Annotated in this window: 13 protein-coding genes; 3 read left to right on the top strand and 10 right to left on the bottom strand. The window is 64.8% G+C overall.

Going from position 1 to position 14,763, the window contains the following annotated elements; genetic code table 11:
- The first annotated feature begins 89 nt into the window (after nucleotides 1-89).
- Nucleotides 90-1,244: an aldo/keto reductase gene (locus ACYQ12_RS14770; RefSeq protein ID WP_459873171.1), complete on the top strand. Its 1,155-nt coding sequence runs from the start codon at nucleotides 90-92 to the stop codon at nucleotides 1,242-1,244.
- Nucleotides 1,245-1,444: 200 nt separating this feature from the next.
- On the opposite strand, the gene ACYQ12_RS14765 is transcribed toward ACYQ12_RS14770, so the two are convergent.
- The 9 genes from ACYQ12_RS14765 to glcD all read right to left on the bottom strand — a co-directional run bounded on the left by ACYQ12_RS14765 (nucleotide 1,445) and on the right by glcD (nucleotide 10,708).
- A complete protein-coding gene (locus ACYQ12_RS14765) occupies nucleotides 1,445-2,233 on the bottom strand; it encodes a M90 family metallopeptidase (RefSeq protein ID WP_459873169.1) in 789 nt (262 codons plus the stop codon).
- A gap of 16 nt (nucleotides 2,234-2,249) precedes the next feature.
- A complete protein-coding gene (locus tag ACYQ12_RS14760) occupies nucleotides 2,250-3,809 on the bottom strand; it encodes a GNAT family N-acetyltransferase (protein WP_459873167.1) in 1,560 nt (519 codons plus the stop codon).
- A 227-nt stretch (nucleotides 3,810-4,036) separates the two neighbouring features.
- Nucleotides 4,037-4,732, bottom strand: a complete 696-nt coding sequence (locus ACYQ12_RS14755; RefSeq protein ID WP_459873165.1) for a dienelactone hydrolase family protein — start codon at nucleotides 4,730-4,732, stop codon at nucleotides 4,037-4,039.
- A gap of 204 nt (nucleotides 4,733-4,936) precedes the next feature.
- Nucleotides 4,937-5,839: a DMT family transporter gene (locus tag ACYQ12_RS14750; protein WP_459873163.1), complete on the bottom strand. Its 903-nt coding sequence runs from the start codon at nucleotides 5,837-5,839 to the stop codon at nucleotides 4,937-4,939.
- 144 nt (nucleotides 5,840-5,983) lie between these two features.
- Complete coding sequence (locus ACYQ12_RS14745; protein ID WP_459873161.1) at nucleotides 5,984-6,250, bottom strand: DksA/TraR family C4-type zinc finger protein; 267 nt, start codon at nucleotides 6,248-6,250, stop codon at nucleotides 5,984-5,986.
- Between the two features lie 99 nt (nucleotides 6,251-6,349).
- Nucleotides 6,350-6,751, bottom strand: a complete 402-nt coding sequence (locus ACYQ12_RS14740) for a heme-binding protein (protein ID WP_459873159.1) — start codon at nucleotides 6,749-6,751, stop codon at nucleotides 6,350-6,352.
- 96 nt (nucleotides 6,752-6,847) lie between these two features.
- Nucleotides 6,848-8,086: a glycolate oxidase subunit GlcF gene (gene glcF / locus ACYQ12_RS14735; RefSeq protein WP_459873157.1), complete on the bottom strand. Its 1,239-nt coding sequence runs from the start codon at nucleotides 8,084-8,086 to the stop codon at nucleotides 6,848-6,850.
- Between the two features lies 1 nt (nucleotide 8,087).
- Nucleotides 8,088-9,200 (bottom strand): glycolate oxidase subunit GlcE, encoded by a 1,113-nt coding sequence (glcE, locus tag ACYQ12_RS14730; RefSeq protein WP_459873155.1) that lies wholly within the window; start codon nucleotides 9,198-9,200, stop codon nucleotides 8,088-8,090.
- A gap of 8 nt (nucleotides 9,201-9,208) precedes the next feature.
- The gene (gene glcD / locus ACYQ12_RS14725; protein ID WP_459873153.1) at nucleotides 9,209-10,708 is read right to left on the bottom strand and encodes a glycolate oxidase subunit GlcD; all 1,500 of its coding nucleotides are present in this window, start codon (nucleotides 10,706-10,708) and stop codon (nucleotides 9,209-9,211) included.
- Between the two features lie 295 nt (nucleotides 10,709-11,003).
- Here glcD and glcC point away from each other — a divergent pair, with 295 nt between their 5' ends.
- Nucleotides 11,004-11,771, top strand: coding sequence for a transcriptional regulator GlcC (glcC, locus tag ACYQ12_RS14720; protein ID WP_459873151.1), 768 nt, complete (start codon nucleotides 11,004-11,006; stop codon nucleotides 11,769-11,771).
- A gap of 93 nt (nucleotides 11,772-11,864) precedes the next feature.
- Nucleotides 11,865-12,863 carry a bile acid:sodium symporter family protein gene (locus ACYQ12_RS14715; protein ID WP_459873149.1) on the top strand — a complete coding sequence of 333 codons (999 nt, stop codon included), beginning with the start codon at nucleotides 11,865-11,867 and terminating at the stop codon, nucleotides 12,861-12,863.
- 66 nt (nucleotides 12,864-12,929) lie between these two features.
- Here the strand turns inward: ACYQ12_RS14715 and ACYQ12_RS14710 are convergent, their stop codons facing one another.
- On the bottom strand, nucleotides 12,930-14,627 hold the full coding sequence (locus ACYQ12_RS14710; RefSeq protein ID WP_459873147.1) for an L-lactate permease: 1,698 nt from the start codon (nucleotides 14,625-14,627) through the stop codon (nucleotides 12,930-12,932).
- Nucleotides 14,628-14,763 lie beyond the last annotated feature (136 nt).

The raw sequence follows: 14,763 nt of genomic DNA, 5'->3' as shown, positions 1-14,763 counted from the left end.
TGAGGAAATCCAGCGGCAAGGGGAGGCATCGTCTCGCCTGGCCGGCTCGCGGCGCCATGTATCAGGACGCTATCTACAGGGAGAGTACCATGCCGAATCGTCGAGAATTCCTGACCGGCGCCGCTGCCGCTGCCGCCGTCACGGCAGCTCCGCGCCTGCTGGCCGCCCAGAACGGCCCCGAGCTGAGCAATGCCGGCGCAGGAGCCAACGGAGGCAACAGCGCTGGCATCATCTCGCAACTGCCCGACAATCCCCCGCTGGCCTCGAAGCTGTATCCACCCGATGCCAAGTTTGGCGTGGGCGGCACCCAACTGGGCAACATCTTCAAGGTGACCTCGGATGACGAGGCGCAGAACATGCTCGAGGCCTGCTGGGAGAACGGGGTGCGCTATTTCGACACCTCGCCCTTCTACGGCATGGGACTGTCCGAGCGTCGCCTGGGGCACTTTCTCAACGGCAAGTCGCCGCAGGACTACCTGCTATCGACCAAGATGGGACGCCTGCTGAAGCCCGATGCCTCGGTGGATAGTCAGGGCAATTGGAAGGGCGATCTGAACTTCAGCTACCACTTCGACTACACCGCCGCCGGGACCCGTCGGTCGATCGAGGACAGCCTGCAGCGCCTGGGCGTGCCCAAGATCGATATCGTCTACATCCACGACCTGACGCCGGGCATGCTGGGCGACGACTGGAGGGAGTATCTCGAGGTAGCCCGCAAGGGTGCCATGCCCGAGCTGTCGCGCATGCGCGAGGAAGGCATCATCGGTCATTGGGGCATGGGGGTGAACAACATCGAAACCTGTCTCGCCGCCATAGAGTCCTCCGATCCCGACGTGATGCTCCAGGCCACCAAGTACAACCTGATGGATCACGAGGACGTGCTCAACCGGCTGTTTCCCAAGTGCCGCGACAATGACGTGTCGGTGGTGGTCGGCGCACCGCTGGGTGCCGGCTTCCTCGCCGGCGTGGATCGCTGGTTGTATAGCGACGGCATTCCCGACGGTTACTGGGAAAAACGCGATCGCCTGGACCGGATCGCCCACGATCACGGCACCGACCTGCGCACGGCGGCGTTGCAGTTCACCGCCGCACCGGACGTTGTCGTGGCCACCATTCCCGGCGCACGCAACGCCGGCCAGGCGCAGGAGAATCGCGAGTCGATGAATGCCAAGATCCCCGCCGAGTTCTGGCAGAAGCTCAAGGAAGAAGGGCTGATCGCCGAGAACGCGCCCACGCCGAGCTGAAAGAACGCTTCAGCGAGTGTGCAGGCCCTCTACGCTGGCTTGGCGTCGTAGAGGGTCTGCCGGGAATGTCACTGAACGGGGTGTTACCTACCTTGGTGGCAGTGGTGGCAGTGGTGGCAGTGGTGGCAGTGGTGGCAGTGTGAAGAGAGGCGCTTCGCTCGCCCTCGCGTCCGCGGCCCGGGAGGCGCCAGAGGTCACCGCTAAGCAGACGATGGCAGCCGCACGAGCGGGTCCTGACGGAAGTAGCGCTTGAGCAGGGCGTAGAGTTCGGGGTAGGCGGCGTGCAGCGCGTCCGGGGCGGCGAAGAAGGCTTCGCAGCTCACCGTGAAGCACTCGCCGGGATCGGTGGCGGCGTAATCGTCGATGGGCGTGGGCCGTCCGGTGGCGAGACGCGACTGCAGATCGTCCCACGTGGCGGTGAAGACGCGGTGCCACTCGCCGGCGCTCATGTCTCGGGGCAGCGGCGGGAAGCCGTCGGCGTCCATCGAATTGCCCATGTCGAGCTTGTGGGCGAATTCATGGATCACCACGTTGAAGCCGTCGAAGTCGCCGCTGGCACGAAGATCGGGCAGGGTGATGACGATCGGCCCCTGATACCAGGTCTCGCCGACGCGCTCGTCCTCGTAGACGTGCATGACCCCGGCCTCGTCGAGTTCCTCCACCTGACGACGGAAGGCCTCCGGCAGCAGCAGCACTTCGTGCACGTTGGAAAAGGCCGCCTCGGCGTCGCTCTTCTCCCAACCCAGCGTCAGCAGACAGGCCTGCGCGGCCAGCGCCAGGTAGTCCGCCTGCTCGAGTTCCAGCCGGGCAGGGTTGCTCAGGCGCTTGTGATGCATGAAGCGCCAGGCCCGTTCGCCGAGGCGGCCCGCTTCCTCTTCCGACAGTGCACGCAGCAGCGGCAGGCGCTCACGTACCTGCCGCCATTCCGGCTCGGGAAAGGGATGACGCGCCGCGAAGCGCGTCTCCTTCCACTGTTGCCACCACTTCATCACCATCGCCGGCCGCTCAGTCGTCCTGACGGCTGCCGGACTTCCACGACCAGTCGCGCAGCCGCAGGTCGTAGAGATCCTGGCGACGGTCCTTGAGGTTGGTTACCGTGCCTTCGCTGCGCACCACCTTGAGACGGGTCAGGTCGAGGTCCGAGAACATCACCATCTCGGTGTTGGGCGTGGTTTCGGAGAGCACGGCGTCATGCGGGAACGCGAAGTCCGAGGGCGAGAAGACTGCCGATTGGGCGTACTGGATGTCGAGGTTCTCGATCGACGGCACGTTGCCCACGCTGCCGCATACCACCACGTAGCACTCGTTCTCGATGGCCCGCGCCTGGGAGCAGTGACGCACGCGCAGATAGCTGTTCTTGGTGTCGGTCCAGAACGGCACGAACAGGATATCCATGTCCTGATCGGCGAGCAGACGCGGCAGTTCCGGGAATTCCACGTCGTAGCAGATCAGGATACCGACGCGCCCGGCGTCGGTGTCGAACACGCACAGGCTGTCGCCGCCCTCGACCACCCAGTCGCGACGCTCCTGGGGCGTGATGTGCAGCTTGGCCTGCCGGTCGATATCCCCGTCACGGTGGCATAGATAGGAGACGTTGTAGAGCTTGTCATCCTCGCCGATCTCCACCATCGAACCGGCGACGATGTTGATGTTGTAAGCCACCGCCATGCGCGAGATCTCGGCCTTGAAGTGCTCGGTGAAGCCGGCCAGGAAGCGGATCGCCTCGATCTGGTTGGACTGGTCCGTCAGGCTCATCAACGGCGTGTTGAACAACTCCGGAAACACCACGAAGTCGCTCTGGTAGTCGGCGACGGCGTCGACGAAGTATTCCACCTGCTGCAGCACCTGCTCGACCGAGGCGAACTCGCGCATCTGCCACTGCACGGCACCGACGCGCACCTGCGTCTTGCGGCTCTCCAGGACCCGCTTGGCGGGCTCGAACAGGATGTTGTTCCATTCGAGCAGCGTCGCGTAGCCCTGGGACTTCTCGTCCTCGGGCAGATATTTGCGCAGCAGGCGCTTGACCAGAAAGTCATTGGCCAGCTGGAACGACAGGATCGGGTCGTGCAGCTCCTTGCGCGAGACCTTGGCGATGTAGTCGGTGGGCGACATCTCGTCGGCGTGGGCGTGATAGTTGGGAATGCGCCCGCCGGCGAGAATCGCGCGCAGGTTCATCGAACGGCACAGATCCTTGCGCGCCTCGTAAAGGCGGCGGCCCAGACGGTAACCGCGATAGGTCGGATCGATCAGCACGTCGAGCCCATACAGCGCGTCGCCCTTGGGATCGTTGAGAATGATCTCGCGATTGCCGATCAGGTCGTCGTACTTGTGCGGGTTGGAGAACTCGTCGTAGTCGACCAGCGCGGTCAGTGCGACGCCGACGATCCGGTCGCCATCCTCGATGACGATCTGACCGTCGGGAAACTCGCTGATCAGCTTGTCGATGGTGTGCTTCGGCCAGCACCCGCCGATGTCGTCGTAGACTGCATCCATCAGCGTCTTGAGCTGCGGATAGTCTTCCGGTGTCAGGTTGCGCAGGTTGAGATGCAGATCGTCAAGGGACATTAATTCGCGAGTCCTCGAATGGAAAGTGGGGGCATTCTATCACGGCACGCCACTGCGGCTGCCGCGCGAGTCCGGTGGGACAGGGAACGCTTCCGGACGTTCATGGACTGTCGGCTGCCGCAGGCGTTCAATAGGCTGCCTCTATCCGGGCGATTAAGCCCGAATAGGGGCGGTCGGGAGAGCGGTAGGAGCAGACGAGGCCGGAAACCCCGGCCTCGTGAAGAGACTCAGAAGTGCGTCTCCAGGAAGGTCAGGGTATGGCCATGGGCGAGTGCCGAAGCGTGGCGGTGATAGGCGCCGCGGGCCCAGCAGTTGAAGCCGTGGTCGGCGCCGGCGTAGACATGGATGTCGATGTCGTTGCGATCGGCAAAGGCATGGCGGACCTGTTCGATGTGCTCGCCGGTGATGTGCTTGTCCTGCTCGGCAAAGTGAAACTGCAGCGGGACCTGGAGATGAATCGCCTTGTCGAGGTGGTTGGCGATACCGCCCGGGTAGTAGCACACCGCGGCGTCGACGCCGGCCTCGAGTGCGCAGAGATAGGAGAGGATGCCGCCCATGCAGTAGCCCATCGATGCCACCGGGCCTTCGCATTCGGGGCGTTCGCGCAGGGCCTGAGTCGTGCTGGTCAGGTCCTTCACGGCGACTCCGAAGTCGATCTGTTTCATCAGGCCGAAGGCCTTCTGCATGTCGTCGCCCTCGTAGCCGAGCTCGACACCCGGCTCCTGACGCCAGAACACGTCCGGCGCCAGCACCACGTAGCCGTCCAGCGCGTACTGTTCGGCGACACTGCGAATGTGGGCATTGACGCCGAAGATTTCCTGAATCAGCACGATGCCGGGCCCCTTGCCGCCTGGCGGCAGGGCCAGGTAGCCCTTGAATGTCTGGCCATCGTGACTGGTGATATCGATCCATTGAGCAGTCATGCAAACTCCTTGAAGAGAACAGGCGCGGGACTCGCGTCCACGCTCATTACGGCAGTGGCCCCATTCTAGGTGGCGATTCCGGACTTGTGCCAGCGGCGGTCGCCAGGGCCTCGTCGTGAGGCCGGATATGGCGGCCTCGGGTGGGGAGACGCTATGGGCCGGCGTGACCGGCAAAGCGTCATGGTCTCGAGTCGGGCGAAGGCGTCACTGGCCGGTGGGCGCTGCGCGGCGAACCAGGGGCTGCGTAAGCTTCTGGGCCATGATCACGCCCACGAGTGTCAGGCCGCCACCGAGCAGATGCCAGCTGGCCAGGCGTTCGCCGAGAAAGAGCATGGCGATGACGGCGCTGAACAGCGGCATGAAGTTGAGAAAGATGCTCGCCTTGCTGGCACCGATCTGCCTTACGGCGCGCATCCACAAATAGGTGGTGACGATCGAGGCGGGGATGCCGGCGTACAGGATCAGCCCGATATTATGCGCGTCGATGGGCGTTCTGGGACCGAGCAAGAAGCCGGGCAGCAGGAACAGCGTGGCGAAACAGGCCTGCACGTAGAGCATCAGCCACGGCGGGAGGGACATCTGCCAGCGCTTGAGCATGACGCCGTAGGCGGCATAACAGGTGGCGGCGATCACCATCAGCAGGTCGCCTTTCGCCACGTCGAGGGTCAGCAGCGAGAGCGGATCGCCACGGCCGATCAGGATCAGTACGCCGAACAGTGCCACGGCGCCGCCCGCCATACCGCCGAGCGTGGGCGCCTCGCGCAGGATCAGCGCACTGAGCAGCACCGTGAGCAGCGGCACGGTGGCCGCGAGGATGCCCATGTTGGTTGCCGTGGTGGTTTCGGCGGCCACGTAGGCGAGCCCCTGCCACATGGCCATGCCGAGCAGCCCCAGCGCGGCCAGCTTGGGCAGTTCGGGACGCAGCGTATGGCGCAGGCGCCACACCGAGGGCAGCACGAAAGGGGAGAGCACGGCCAGCGCCAGTACCCAGCGCTCGAAGGCGATGGTGCTGGGCGCGATCGAGCCCACGGTGAGCTGATTGATGGTCATGTTGCCTGACCAGATCAGCACGGCCCCCAAGGGAGCGAGAAAAAGCAACAGCGGCATGGCGGCCTCGGATAACGACGAAGCCCCGCTGTCGGCGGGGCTGGGCAGCGGGGCGAACACAATGACGAATCATGTTGCGCGCAGGCGATACGCCAGGCGCTGCGACAAAGGTAGGGCAACGGCGAGCTTGGCTGGGGCCTGGTGCTAGCGCAGTTGGCTATCCTTGCTGCCGCGGCGGTTGTAGCCGCTGAACGTCGCTCGCCGCCGGTCGTGCTCGCTCTGGCAGGCGACGCACAGGCGAACGCCTGGGATCGCCTCGCGACGTGGCTGAGGAATCGGCTCGCCGCACTCCTCGCAGTGATGCAGGCTCTCCCCACGCGGCAACTGACTGCGCGAACGCCGCACCGCATCCTCGATCGTGTCGTCGATCTGATCCTGAACGGCGCCATCTCTCGACCAGCCGCCTGCCATGATATGCACTCCTTGGGCTCGGTGAGCCGGGTTCGGGTCATTCACTGAGTGTAGAACCCGGCCTGGCCCATTGTCAGCCTGACATCATGTGGCCCGACCTCAGCCGATGGCGGCGACGCCGGCCTTGGCCACCTGAACGTCCTGCTCCGGCTTGACACCGGAGATGCCGACGCTGGCGATGACCTGGCCGTCGACGATGACCGGCACGCCACCCGACAGCAGCGCCTGCATCGGCGCGGTGACGAAGGCGGTGCGGCCGTTGTTGATCATCTCCTCGAAGGCCTGGGTTTCACGGCGACCGATGGCGGCGTTGCGCGCCTTCTCGCTGGCCACGCCGGCGGAAAACGGCGGGGCGCCATCCATGCGGCGCAGACCGAGCAGATGACCGCCATCATCGGCCACGGCGATGGTTACCGCCCAACTGTTGGCCTCGGCTTCCTTCTGGGCCGCGTCGAGAATGGCGTTGACTTCGGTGAGGGTGAGGACGGATTTGGTCTGCATGGTTGCTCTCCTTGGTGTCCTATTAATTGATTATCAGAGTGATTGTGGAATGAAAAGCGCTGTAAAGCGTCGCGATCTGCGGAGCGCAGCAGCTTTTCAGTGTTTTTCCAGCGCCTCGTCGACGATTTCTATCCAGTGCCTCACCGGCGTGCGTCCGGCACCGTTGAGATGCGTCTGGCAGCCGATGTTGGCGGTGACGATCAGTTCGGGATCGCCGGCTTCGAGATTGTCGAGCTTGTTGTCGCGCAACTGCTTCGAAAGCTCGGGCTGGGTCACCGAGTAGGTGCCGGCGGAGCCGCAGCAGAGGTGGGCGTCGGCGACCGGCGTCAGGCTGAAGCCCAGACGCGCGAGCACGCCTTCCACCGAACCGCCGAGCTTCTGGGCATGCTGCAGGGTGCAGGGGCAGTGGAACGCCAGCTTGCGGTTCTCCTTTGCCTGCAGGGCGTCGAGATCCTCGTCGCGCAGGATCTCCACCAGATCCTTGGCCAGGGCGCTGACGCGCTTGGCCTTGTCGGCGTACTGCGGATCGTCGGCGAGCATCTCGGCGTATTCCTTGACGAAGGCGCCGCAGCCGCTGGCGGTCTGTACGATGGCCTCGGCGCCGCTCTCGATCGCTGGCCACCAGGCGTCGATATTGGCGCGCATGCGCGCACGCCCGTCATCCTGGGCGTTGAGGTGGAAGTCGATGGCGCCGCAGCATCCGGCCTGAGGTGCCGGCGTCAGGCCGATGCCCAGCCGGTCCAGCACGCGGGCGGTGGCGGCATTGGTATTGGGCGCCAGGCCCGGCTGCACGCAGCCTTCGAGGATCAGCATCTGCCGGGCGTGGCGCTGAGGCGCGGGACGTTTGCCGACGTTCACCGCCTTGGGCGGAATCTTGTCCCTGAGCATGACCGGCGCCAGCGGGCGGAAGGTCTGCCCCATGGCCAGCAGCGCCTGGAAGCGCTTGGGATCGACCAGGGCCTTGCGCAGGCCGTAGCGCAGCGCCCGATCCCGGGCCGGGCGGCCCACGCGACGCTCCACCTCGGCGCGGCCGATATCGAGCAGCTTGTGGTACTCGACGCCGGACGGGCAGGTGGTTTCGCAGTTGCGGCAGGTCAGGCAGCGGTCAAGGTGCAGCTGGGTCTCCTGAGTGACCTGATCGTCACCCTCCGGGCTCTCCAGCAGTTCCTTCATCAGGTAGATGCGTCCACGCGGCCCGTCGCGCTCATCACCCAACAACTGGTAGGTGGGGCAGGTGGCGTTGCAGAAGCCGCAATGCACGCAGGTGCGCAGGATGCGGTCGGCCTCGCGAATGTGCGGCTGGGCCAGGGCTTCTTCGGAAAAGTGCGTTTGCATGTCAGAGCTCCCCGTAGAGACGGCCGGGGTTGAAAATCCCCTTGGGATCGAGGCTGGCCTTGAGGTTACGGTGATACTTGGCCAGTACCGGCGACAGCGGCGTGAACGGCTCGGCCGCACCGGGCGTGCAACAGGTGGCGTGGCCACCGGCGCGGGCCGCGGCCTCGCGGATGGTGTCGGCGGAATCCGCGCTCTTCAGCCAGCGCTGGGCACCGCCCCAGTCGAGCAGCCAGTCGCCGTCGAGTGTCAGAGCCGGCGTGTTCATGGGCAGCGACAGGCGCCACAGCGGTCGGGTGTCCTCGGAGAAGAAGGCCAGCCGGTGTTCGCGCAATTCCGTCCAGAAGCGGTCGTCGAGCGTGTCGCCGCCCAGGCGTTCCGCGGTCGCGGCCACCGAGCTGTTGCCGCCTTCCAGGCGCAAGCGCAGCGTGCCGTCGTGGTAGGCGGCGGCGGTCATCGGTAGCGGCTGACGGCCCCACTCGGCGAGCTTGGCGAGTGCTTCGTCAAGCGGCATCTGCAGCGCGAGGCTATGACGTGCGGCGGGCTTGGGCAGCACCTTGAGCGAGACCTCGGTGAGCACGCCGAGTGTGCCTTGGGCACCAGCCATCAGCCGGGAGAGGTCGTAGCCGGCGACGTTCTTCATGACCTCGCCGCCGAAGCGCAACTGCTTGCCCTCGTGGTTGATCACCCGGGTGCCGAGCACGAAATCGCGTACGCTGCCGGCCCAGGGCCGACGCGGTCCGGAAAGGCCGGTGGCGATCATGCCGCCGACGGTGGCGGCGTCGCCGAAGTGCGGCGGCTCGCAGCCGAGCTGCTGACCTTCGGCGGCCAGCGCCGCCTCGAATTCATGCAGCGGAGTGCCAGTGCGCACGCTGATCACCAGCTCCACCGGATCGTAGTGCACGATGCCGGTGTGGCCCACCGTCGATAGTGGGCGGCCCTCCACCGGCCGGCCATAGAAGGCCTTGGTATCACCGCCGACGATCTTCAGCGGGGTGCCTTCGGCACTGGCCTGGCGGACCTGCTCGCAGAGCGCCGCGCTGTCGTCCTGTCCACGACCGGCCGGGATGTCGCGCTCGGCGTGGGCGGGGTAGTTGTCCTGTTCGTGGTATTCCATCTTGGACCTCAGAATCGCGGCAGCTCGGGATGCGGCAGTTCGTTGTTATGCACGTGCATGGCACCGAATTCGGCACAGCGGTTCAGCGTGGGAATGTTCTTGCCCGGGTTGAGCAGACGCTTGTCGTCGAAGGCGGCCTTGACGGCATGGAACGTGGTCAGCTCGTCGGACTGGAACTGCGAACACATCTGATTGATCTTCTCGCGGCCCACGCCGTGTTCGCCGGTGATGCTGCCGCCGGCCGCCACGCATAGCTCGAGGATCTTGCCGCCGACCTCTTCGGCCAGTTCCAGCTCGCCGGGCTTGTTGGCATCGAACAGGATCAGCGGGTGCATGTTGCCGTCGCCGGCATGGAAGACGTTGGCGACCCGCAGGCCGTGCTGTTCGGAGAGCTCGGCGATGCCCTTCAGCACGCGGGGCAGCTCGCGGCGCGGGATGGTGCCGTCCATGCAGTAGTAGTCCGGTGACATGCGTCCCACGGCAGGGAAGGCATTCTTGCGCCCGGCCCAGAACTTGGCGCGTTCGGCGTCGTCACGGGCCTGGGCGATGTCGGTGGCGCCGGCGGCTTCGAGCACATGACGTACCGTCTGGCAGTCGTCGTCGACATCGGCCTCCACGCCGTCGAGTTCGCAGAGCAGGATTGCCTCGGCCTCGACCGGGTAGCCGGCGCGAATGAAGTCCTCGGCGGCACGAATGGCCAGCTTGTCCATCATCTCCAGGCCGCCGGGCACGATGCCCGCGGCGATGATGTCGCCCACCGCCTTGCCGGCCTTTTCGACGTCGTCGAAGCTGGCCATCAGCACCTTGGCGCTCTCCGGTTTGGGCAGCAGCTTGACGGTGACTTCGGTGACCACGCCGAGCATGCCTTCGGAACCGGTGAACAGCGCCAGCAGATCGAAGCCTGGCGCATCAAGGGATTCGGCGCCCAGCGTCATGCGCTCGCCCTCGATGGTGACGATCTCGACCTTGAGCACGTTGTGCACGGTCAGGCCGTACTTGAGGCAGTGCACGCCACCGGCATTCTCGGCGACGTTGCCGCCGATCGAGCAGGCGATCTGCGAGGAGGGGTCGGGCGCGTAATACAGCCCGTAGGGGGCTGCGGCCTCGGAAATCGCCAAGTTGCGCACGCCGGGCTGGACCCGGGCCATACGCGCATCGGGATCGACCTCGAGAATGCGCTTGAAGCGCGACATCACCAGCAGCACGCCGCGTTCCAGTGGCAGGGCGCCGCCGGACAGGCCGGTACCGGCGCCACGGGTCACCACCGGAACGCCCAGCTCGAAGCAGGTGCGCATCAGTGTCTCGACCTGATCGAGCGTCTCGGGCAGGGCGGCCAGCATCGGCAGCACCCGGTAGGCGGAAAGCCCGTCGCACTCGAAGGGGCGCAGGTCCTCTTCGCGGTGCAGCAGGGTCAGGTCGGGAATCGCCTGCTCGAGTCGCGCCAGGACCGTGGTCTTGTCGACCGCCGGCAGCTCGCCGTCGAGGCGTTCATCAAAGAGGATGTTCATGGCTGTCCCTCATCATCACGTCGGGTTGCCGTGGCGCCGATAGTGCCTGGGCCGACATCGCCCGTCTCTGCGCGTCTGTCGCACGCTATGGTTCGTTGCTGGTCAGACCAGTTGTTCCAAACGACTTGGAACCTGTCCCCGCATTCTCTTGGAACGCTGTCGACATGCCTATTAGCCGAAAGGATAAGACGAAAGGCTAGGTGTCCGGTTTCTGGTCTGACCAGTATGGTGGCAGACATTGGGGAGCGTGCGTTTACTGCCGATTGATACGATGCCAACCGCAAAGGAGTTCGGCATGTCACCTACACAAGCACCGTCGCGAATGCCGGACACGGTGGCGACCAAGATCGAAAAACTGATCCTCGACGGGATCATCAAGCCGGGCCAGGCGCTACCCTCGGAGCGTCGCTTGTGCAACAAGCTGGGGGTATCGCGAGCGTCGTTGCGCGAAGGGCTGCGGGTGCTGCGCGGGCGCGGCATCATCGATACTCAGCAGGGCCGAGGCTCCTTCGTGGCTCAGTTGCTGCCGGCCCGTGACGACAGTCCTCTCATGCACATGTTTCGCGACCATCCGCGTACCCTCTACGATCTGCTCGAGGTGCGCGCGCTGCTGGAAGGGGAGTCCGCCCGGCTGGCGGCGCTACGCGGTACGCCGGCGGACTTCGTGCTGATTACCCGGCGCTACGAGGAACTGGTGGCGCTGGTCGAGAATGCCGACGACGTGGATGTGCCCACCCTGGCGCGACTCGACCATGCCTTTCATCTGGCGATCTGCGAGGCGTCACACAATCCGGTGTTGGTCTATACCCTTCAGGGGCTGACCGATCTGTGGCTGAGCTCGGTTTTCGCCTCGGTCAACAATCTCTATCACCGACCCGGCCCGCGCGCGCAGATCAACCAGCAGCATGAGCGCCTGCATCGTGCCATCGTCGGGCGTCAGCCGGATCTGGCCTGGCGTGTCGCTCAGGAGCATCTGCACAGCGTGCGCGACAACTTGCGCGATATCGAGGCGGAGGAGGAGCGCCTGGAACGCTCCGCCATGCGCCTCGAGGGGTGGACATAGCCGGGCCGGAGCGGCCGGGCTTGCATTGACGGCCGGGCCGGCATCTCATATCAGCCCGGTTTCGTTACGTTTTGCTTGCTGCCAGGAGTTCTCGTGAATCTGTTACGTCGGCTCAATATCGACAAGTTCCTCTTGCTACTGATCGGCGCGGTGATCGTTGCCTCCCTCTTGCCTGCCCGTGGCGAGTTCGCCGAAGGGTTCTCGCTGGCCACGACACTGGCCATCGCGCTGCTGTTCTTTCTGCATGGTGCACGTCTGTCGCCCAGGGCGGTGCTGGAGGGGATTCTGCACTGGCGTCTGCATCTGGTGATCTTCGCCAGCACCTTCGTGCTGTTTCCCGTGCTGGGGCTGGTCATTGGCCTGATCTCGCCATCGCTGCTGCCACCGGCGCTGTACATGGGCGTGCTGTTTCTTTGCGTGCTGCCCTCGACGGTACAATCCTCGATCGCCTTCACCTCGATCGCGGGGGGCAATGTCCCCGCAGCGGTCTGCGCGGCATCGGCGTCCAATATCCTGGGCATGTTCATCACCCCGTTGCTGGTCGGATTGCTGCTCACCGCCCAGAGTGAGGGGAGCAGTGTCTCGCTGGATGCGGTGGGAGCGATTCTCCTGCAACTGCTGGCACCGTTCATGCTGGGGCAGTTGCTGCAGCCGTGGATCGGCAACTGGGTCAGGCGCAACAAGACGTGGCTGAGCCTGGTGGATCGCGGCTCGATTCTGATGGTGGTTTACCTGGCGTTCAGCGAAGCCAGGGTGGCGGGACTGTGGGGACAGCTGTCCGCGACCGGACTGGCCGTGATGATCGTGGTCGACTGCCTGCTGCTGGCCGCCGTACTGGCGATTACCACCGCGGCGAGCCGGTTGATGAAGTTCTCCCGCGAGGACGAGATCACCTTGGTGTTCTGCGGTTCCAAGAAGAGCCTGGCCAGTGGCGTGCCGATGGCCAACGTGCTGTTCGCGCCGCAGGATGTCGGCAGTATCGTATTGCCGCTGATGCTGTTTCATCAGCTTCAGCTATTCGTTTGCGCTATCCTGGCGCGGCGTTATGCGGCTCGCCAGGCGCCGGAGCTGGTGCCTTCGGCCGGTTCCTGAGACGCGCGGCAAAGAAAAACCCCGGTCCACTGGACCGGGGTTTCGCATGCTACATGCCTGACGGGATCAGCCGCCCAGCAGCGGGTCGGTGATGTCGAAGACGTAGAAGGCCAGCAGGGCGAGGGTGCCGGTGAAGATCAGATAATACAGCGTCGGCAGGATGGTCTTGCGCAGGGTGGTGCCCTCACGCCCGAGCAGGCCGACCGTGGCCGATGCCGCTACCACATTGTGGATGGCGATCATGTTGCCCGCCGCGGCACCCACCGCCTGCAGCGCCACCATCATCGCGGTGGACAGCCCCAGCGCCTGGGCGACGTTGAACTGGAAGTCGGCCAGCATCAGGTTGGATACGGTGTTGGAGCCGGCGATGAACGCGCCGAGTGCACCGACGGCCGGGGCGAAGAAGGGATAGACGCTGCCCACGCTGTCGGCCACCAGCCGTGCCATGGCCACCGGCATGGAGACCAGATCGGAGCCGTTGACACCGGAGTTGATCAGGATGCGCACCATGGGAATGGTGAAGATCAGCACGAAGCCGGCGCCGAGAATCGTCTTGGTGGATTCGGAGAAGGCCGCCGCGACCTCGCCGCCACGCATGCGGTGCATGAAGATGGTGATCAGGACCACGAACAGGATGATACCGCCGGGCAGATAGAGCGGCTGGATGCTGCCGGAGACGCCAGCTTCGCCCAGGATATCGCTCCAGCCGAAGCTGATCGAGGTCAGGAAATCCTTGACCGGCGCCACGGTGCGCGAGATCACCAGGAAGATGGCCAGCAGCACGTAGGGAACCCAGCCCATGAATACGGAGATGGGCGTCTTGCCGGCGACCTCATCGAGCTTAATCTGGATCTTGCCGATCCACTCGTCGGGCCAGGAAGTGCTTTCCGGGAAGTCCCAGCTGTCCTTGGGCAGCAGGAAGCCCTTGCGTGCCGCGGGGACGACGATGGCCAGACCCACCAGCGCGCCGATCATCGACGGGAACTCCGGCCCGAGCAGCACGCCGGCGAGCATGTAGGGCACCACGAAGCAGATGCCGGTAAAGATGGCAAAGGGCGCGATGGACAGACCTTCTGTCCAGGAGCGGTTCTTGCCGAAGAAGCGCACCATGATGATGACCATGATCAGGGGCATCAGAATCCCGACGATGCCGTGAAGGATGGCCACTTCGGAGGTCACCAGACGGAAGAAGGTTTCCCAGCTGGAGCCGTCGGCAGCAAGCTGCTCGGTAATCTGCGCCCGGTTGAGACCGCCGGTGACGCCGACCACGATGGGCGTACCCACCGCGCCGAAGGAGACAGGGGTGGACTGGATCATCATGCCCACCACCACGGCGGCCAGCGCCGGGAAGCCCAGAGCCACCATCAGCGGGGCGGCGACGGCGGCGGGGGTGCCGAAGCCCGAAGCGCCTTCGATGAAACAGCCGAACAGCCAGGCGACGATCAGCGCCTGTACCCGGCGATCAGGGCTGATGCCGGAGAAGCCGTTGCGGATCGCGGTGATACCGCCGGAGTGCTTGAGCGTGTTGAGCAGCAGGATGGCGCCGAAGATGATCCACAGGATGGAAACCGTAAGGATCAGACCCTGGAGCGTGGAGGCGACGACGCGAGTGAACGACATGTCCCAGGCGAACAGCGCGACCAGCGCGGCCACCAGGAACACGACGGGCATGGCCGTTCTGGCGGGTATTCGAAACCCGATCAACATCACGCCCGCCAGCACCAGCGGCAGGAAGGCGAGTAGCGAAAGCAGCGTTTGGTTCATGATCATAGATCCCTGATTTGTCTTTCTTGTCCAGCCTGGAATACCCAGCCTGCTGATAAGGGGAGCAAGCTCCTGGCGGAAGATGCCCGATGGCGATCAACGGTTCTGGTCGTTATTGGCGGGCCCGGCCCCTTGT

The sequence above is a fragment of the Halomonas shantousis genome (assembly GCF_054654615.1).
Note: the sequence above shows the minus strand (reverse complement) of the source record. Positions and strands in the feature narration are given on the sequence as shown.

Excerpts from the sequence above, each read along its gene's own strand:
- ACYQ12_RS14760 (WP_459873167.1), bottom strand. The coding sequence starts at position 3,809 with ATGTCCCTTGACGATCTGCATCTCAACCTGCGCAACCTGACACCGGAA.
- ACYQ12_RS14740 (WP_459873159.1), bottom strand. The coding sequence starts at position 6,751 with ATGCAGACCAAATCCGTCCTCACCCTCACCGAAGTCAACGCCATTCTC.
- ACYQ12_RS14755 (WP_459873165.1), bottom strand. The coding sequence starts at position 4,732 with ATGACTGCTCAATGGATCGATATCACCAGTCACGATGGCCAGACATTC.
- ACYQ12_RS14765 (WP_459873169.1), bottom strand. The coding sequence starts at position 2,233 with ATGAAGTGGTGGCAACAGTGGAAGGAGACGCGCTTCGCGGCGCGTCAT.
- ACYQ12_RS14710 (WP_459873147.1), bottom strand. The coding sequence starts at position 14,627 with ATGAACCAAACGCTGCTTTCGCTACTCGCCTTCCTGCCGCTGGTGCTG.
- ACYQ12_RS14750 (WP_459873163.1), bottom strand. The coding sequence starts at position 5,839 with ATGCCGCTGTTGCTTTTTCTCGCTCCCTTGGGGGCCGTGCTGATCTGG.
- ACYQ12_RS14745 (WP_459873161.1), bottom strand. The coding sequence starts at position 6,250 with ATGGCAGGCGGCTGGTCGAGAGATGGCGCCGTTCAGGATCAGATCGAC.
- glcE (WP_459873155.1), bottom strand. The coding sequence starts at position 9,200 with ATGGAATACCACGAACAGGACAACTACCCCGCCCACGCCGAGCGCGAC.
- ACYQ12_RS14770 (WP_459873171.1), top strand. The coding sequence starts at position 90 with ATGCCGAATCGTCGAGAATTCCTGACCGGCGCCGCTGCCGCTGCCGCC.
- glcF (WP_459873157.1), bottom strand. The coding sequence starts at position 8,086 with ATGCAAACGCACTTTTCCGAAGAAGCCCTGGCCCAGCCGCACATTCGC.
- glcD (WP_459873153.1), bottom strand. The coding sequence starts at position 10,708 with ATGAACATCCTCTTTGATGAACGCCTCGACGGCGAGCTGCCGGCGGTC.
- glcC (WP_459873151.1), top strand. The coding sequence starts at position 11,004 with ATGTCACCTACACAAGCACCGTCGCGAATGCCGGACACGGTGGCGACC.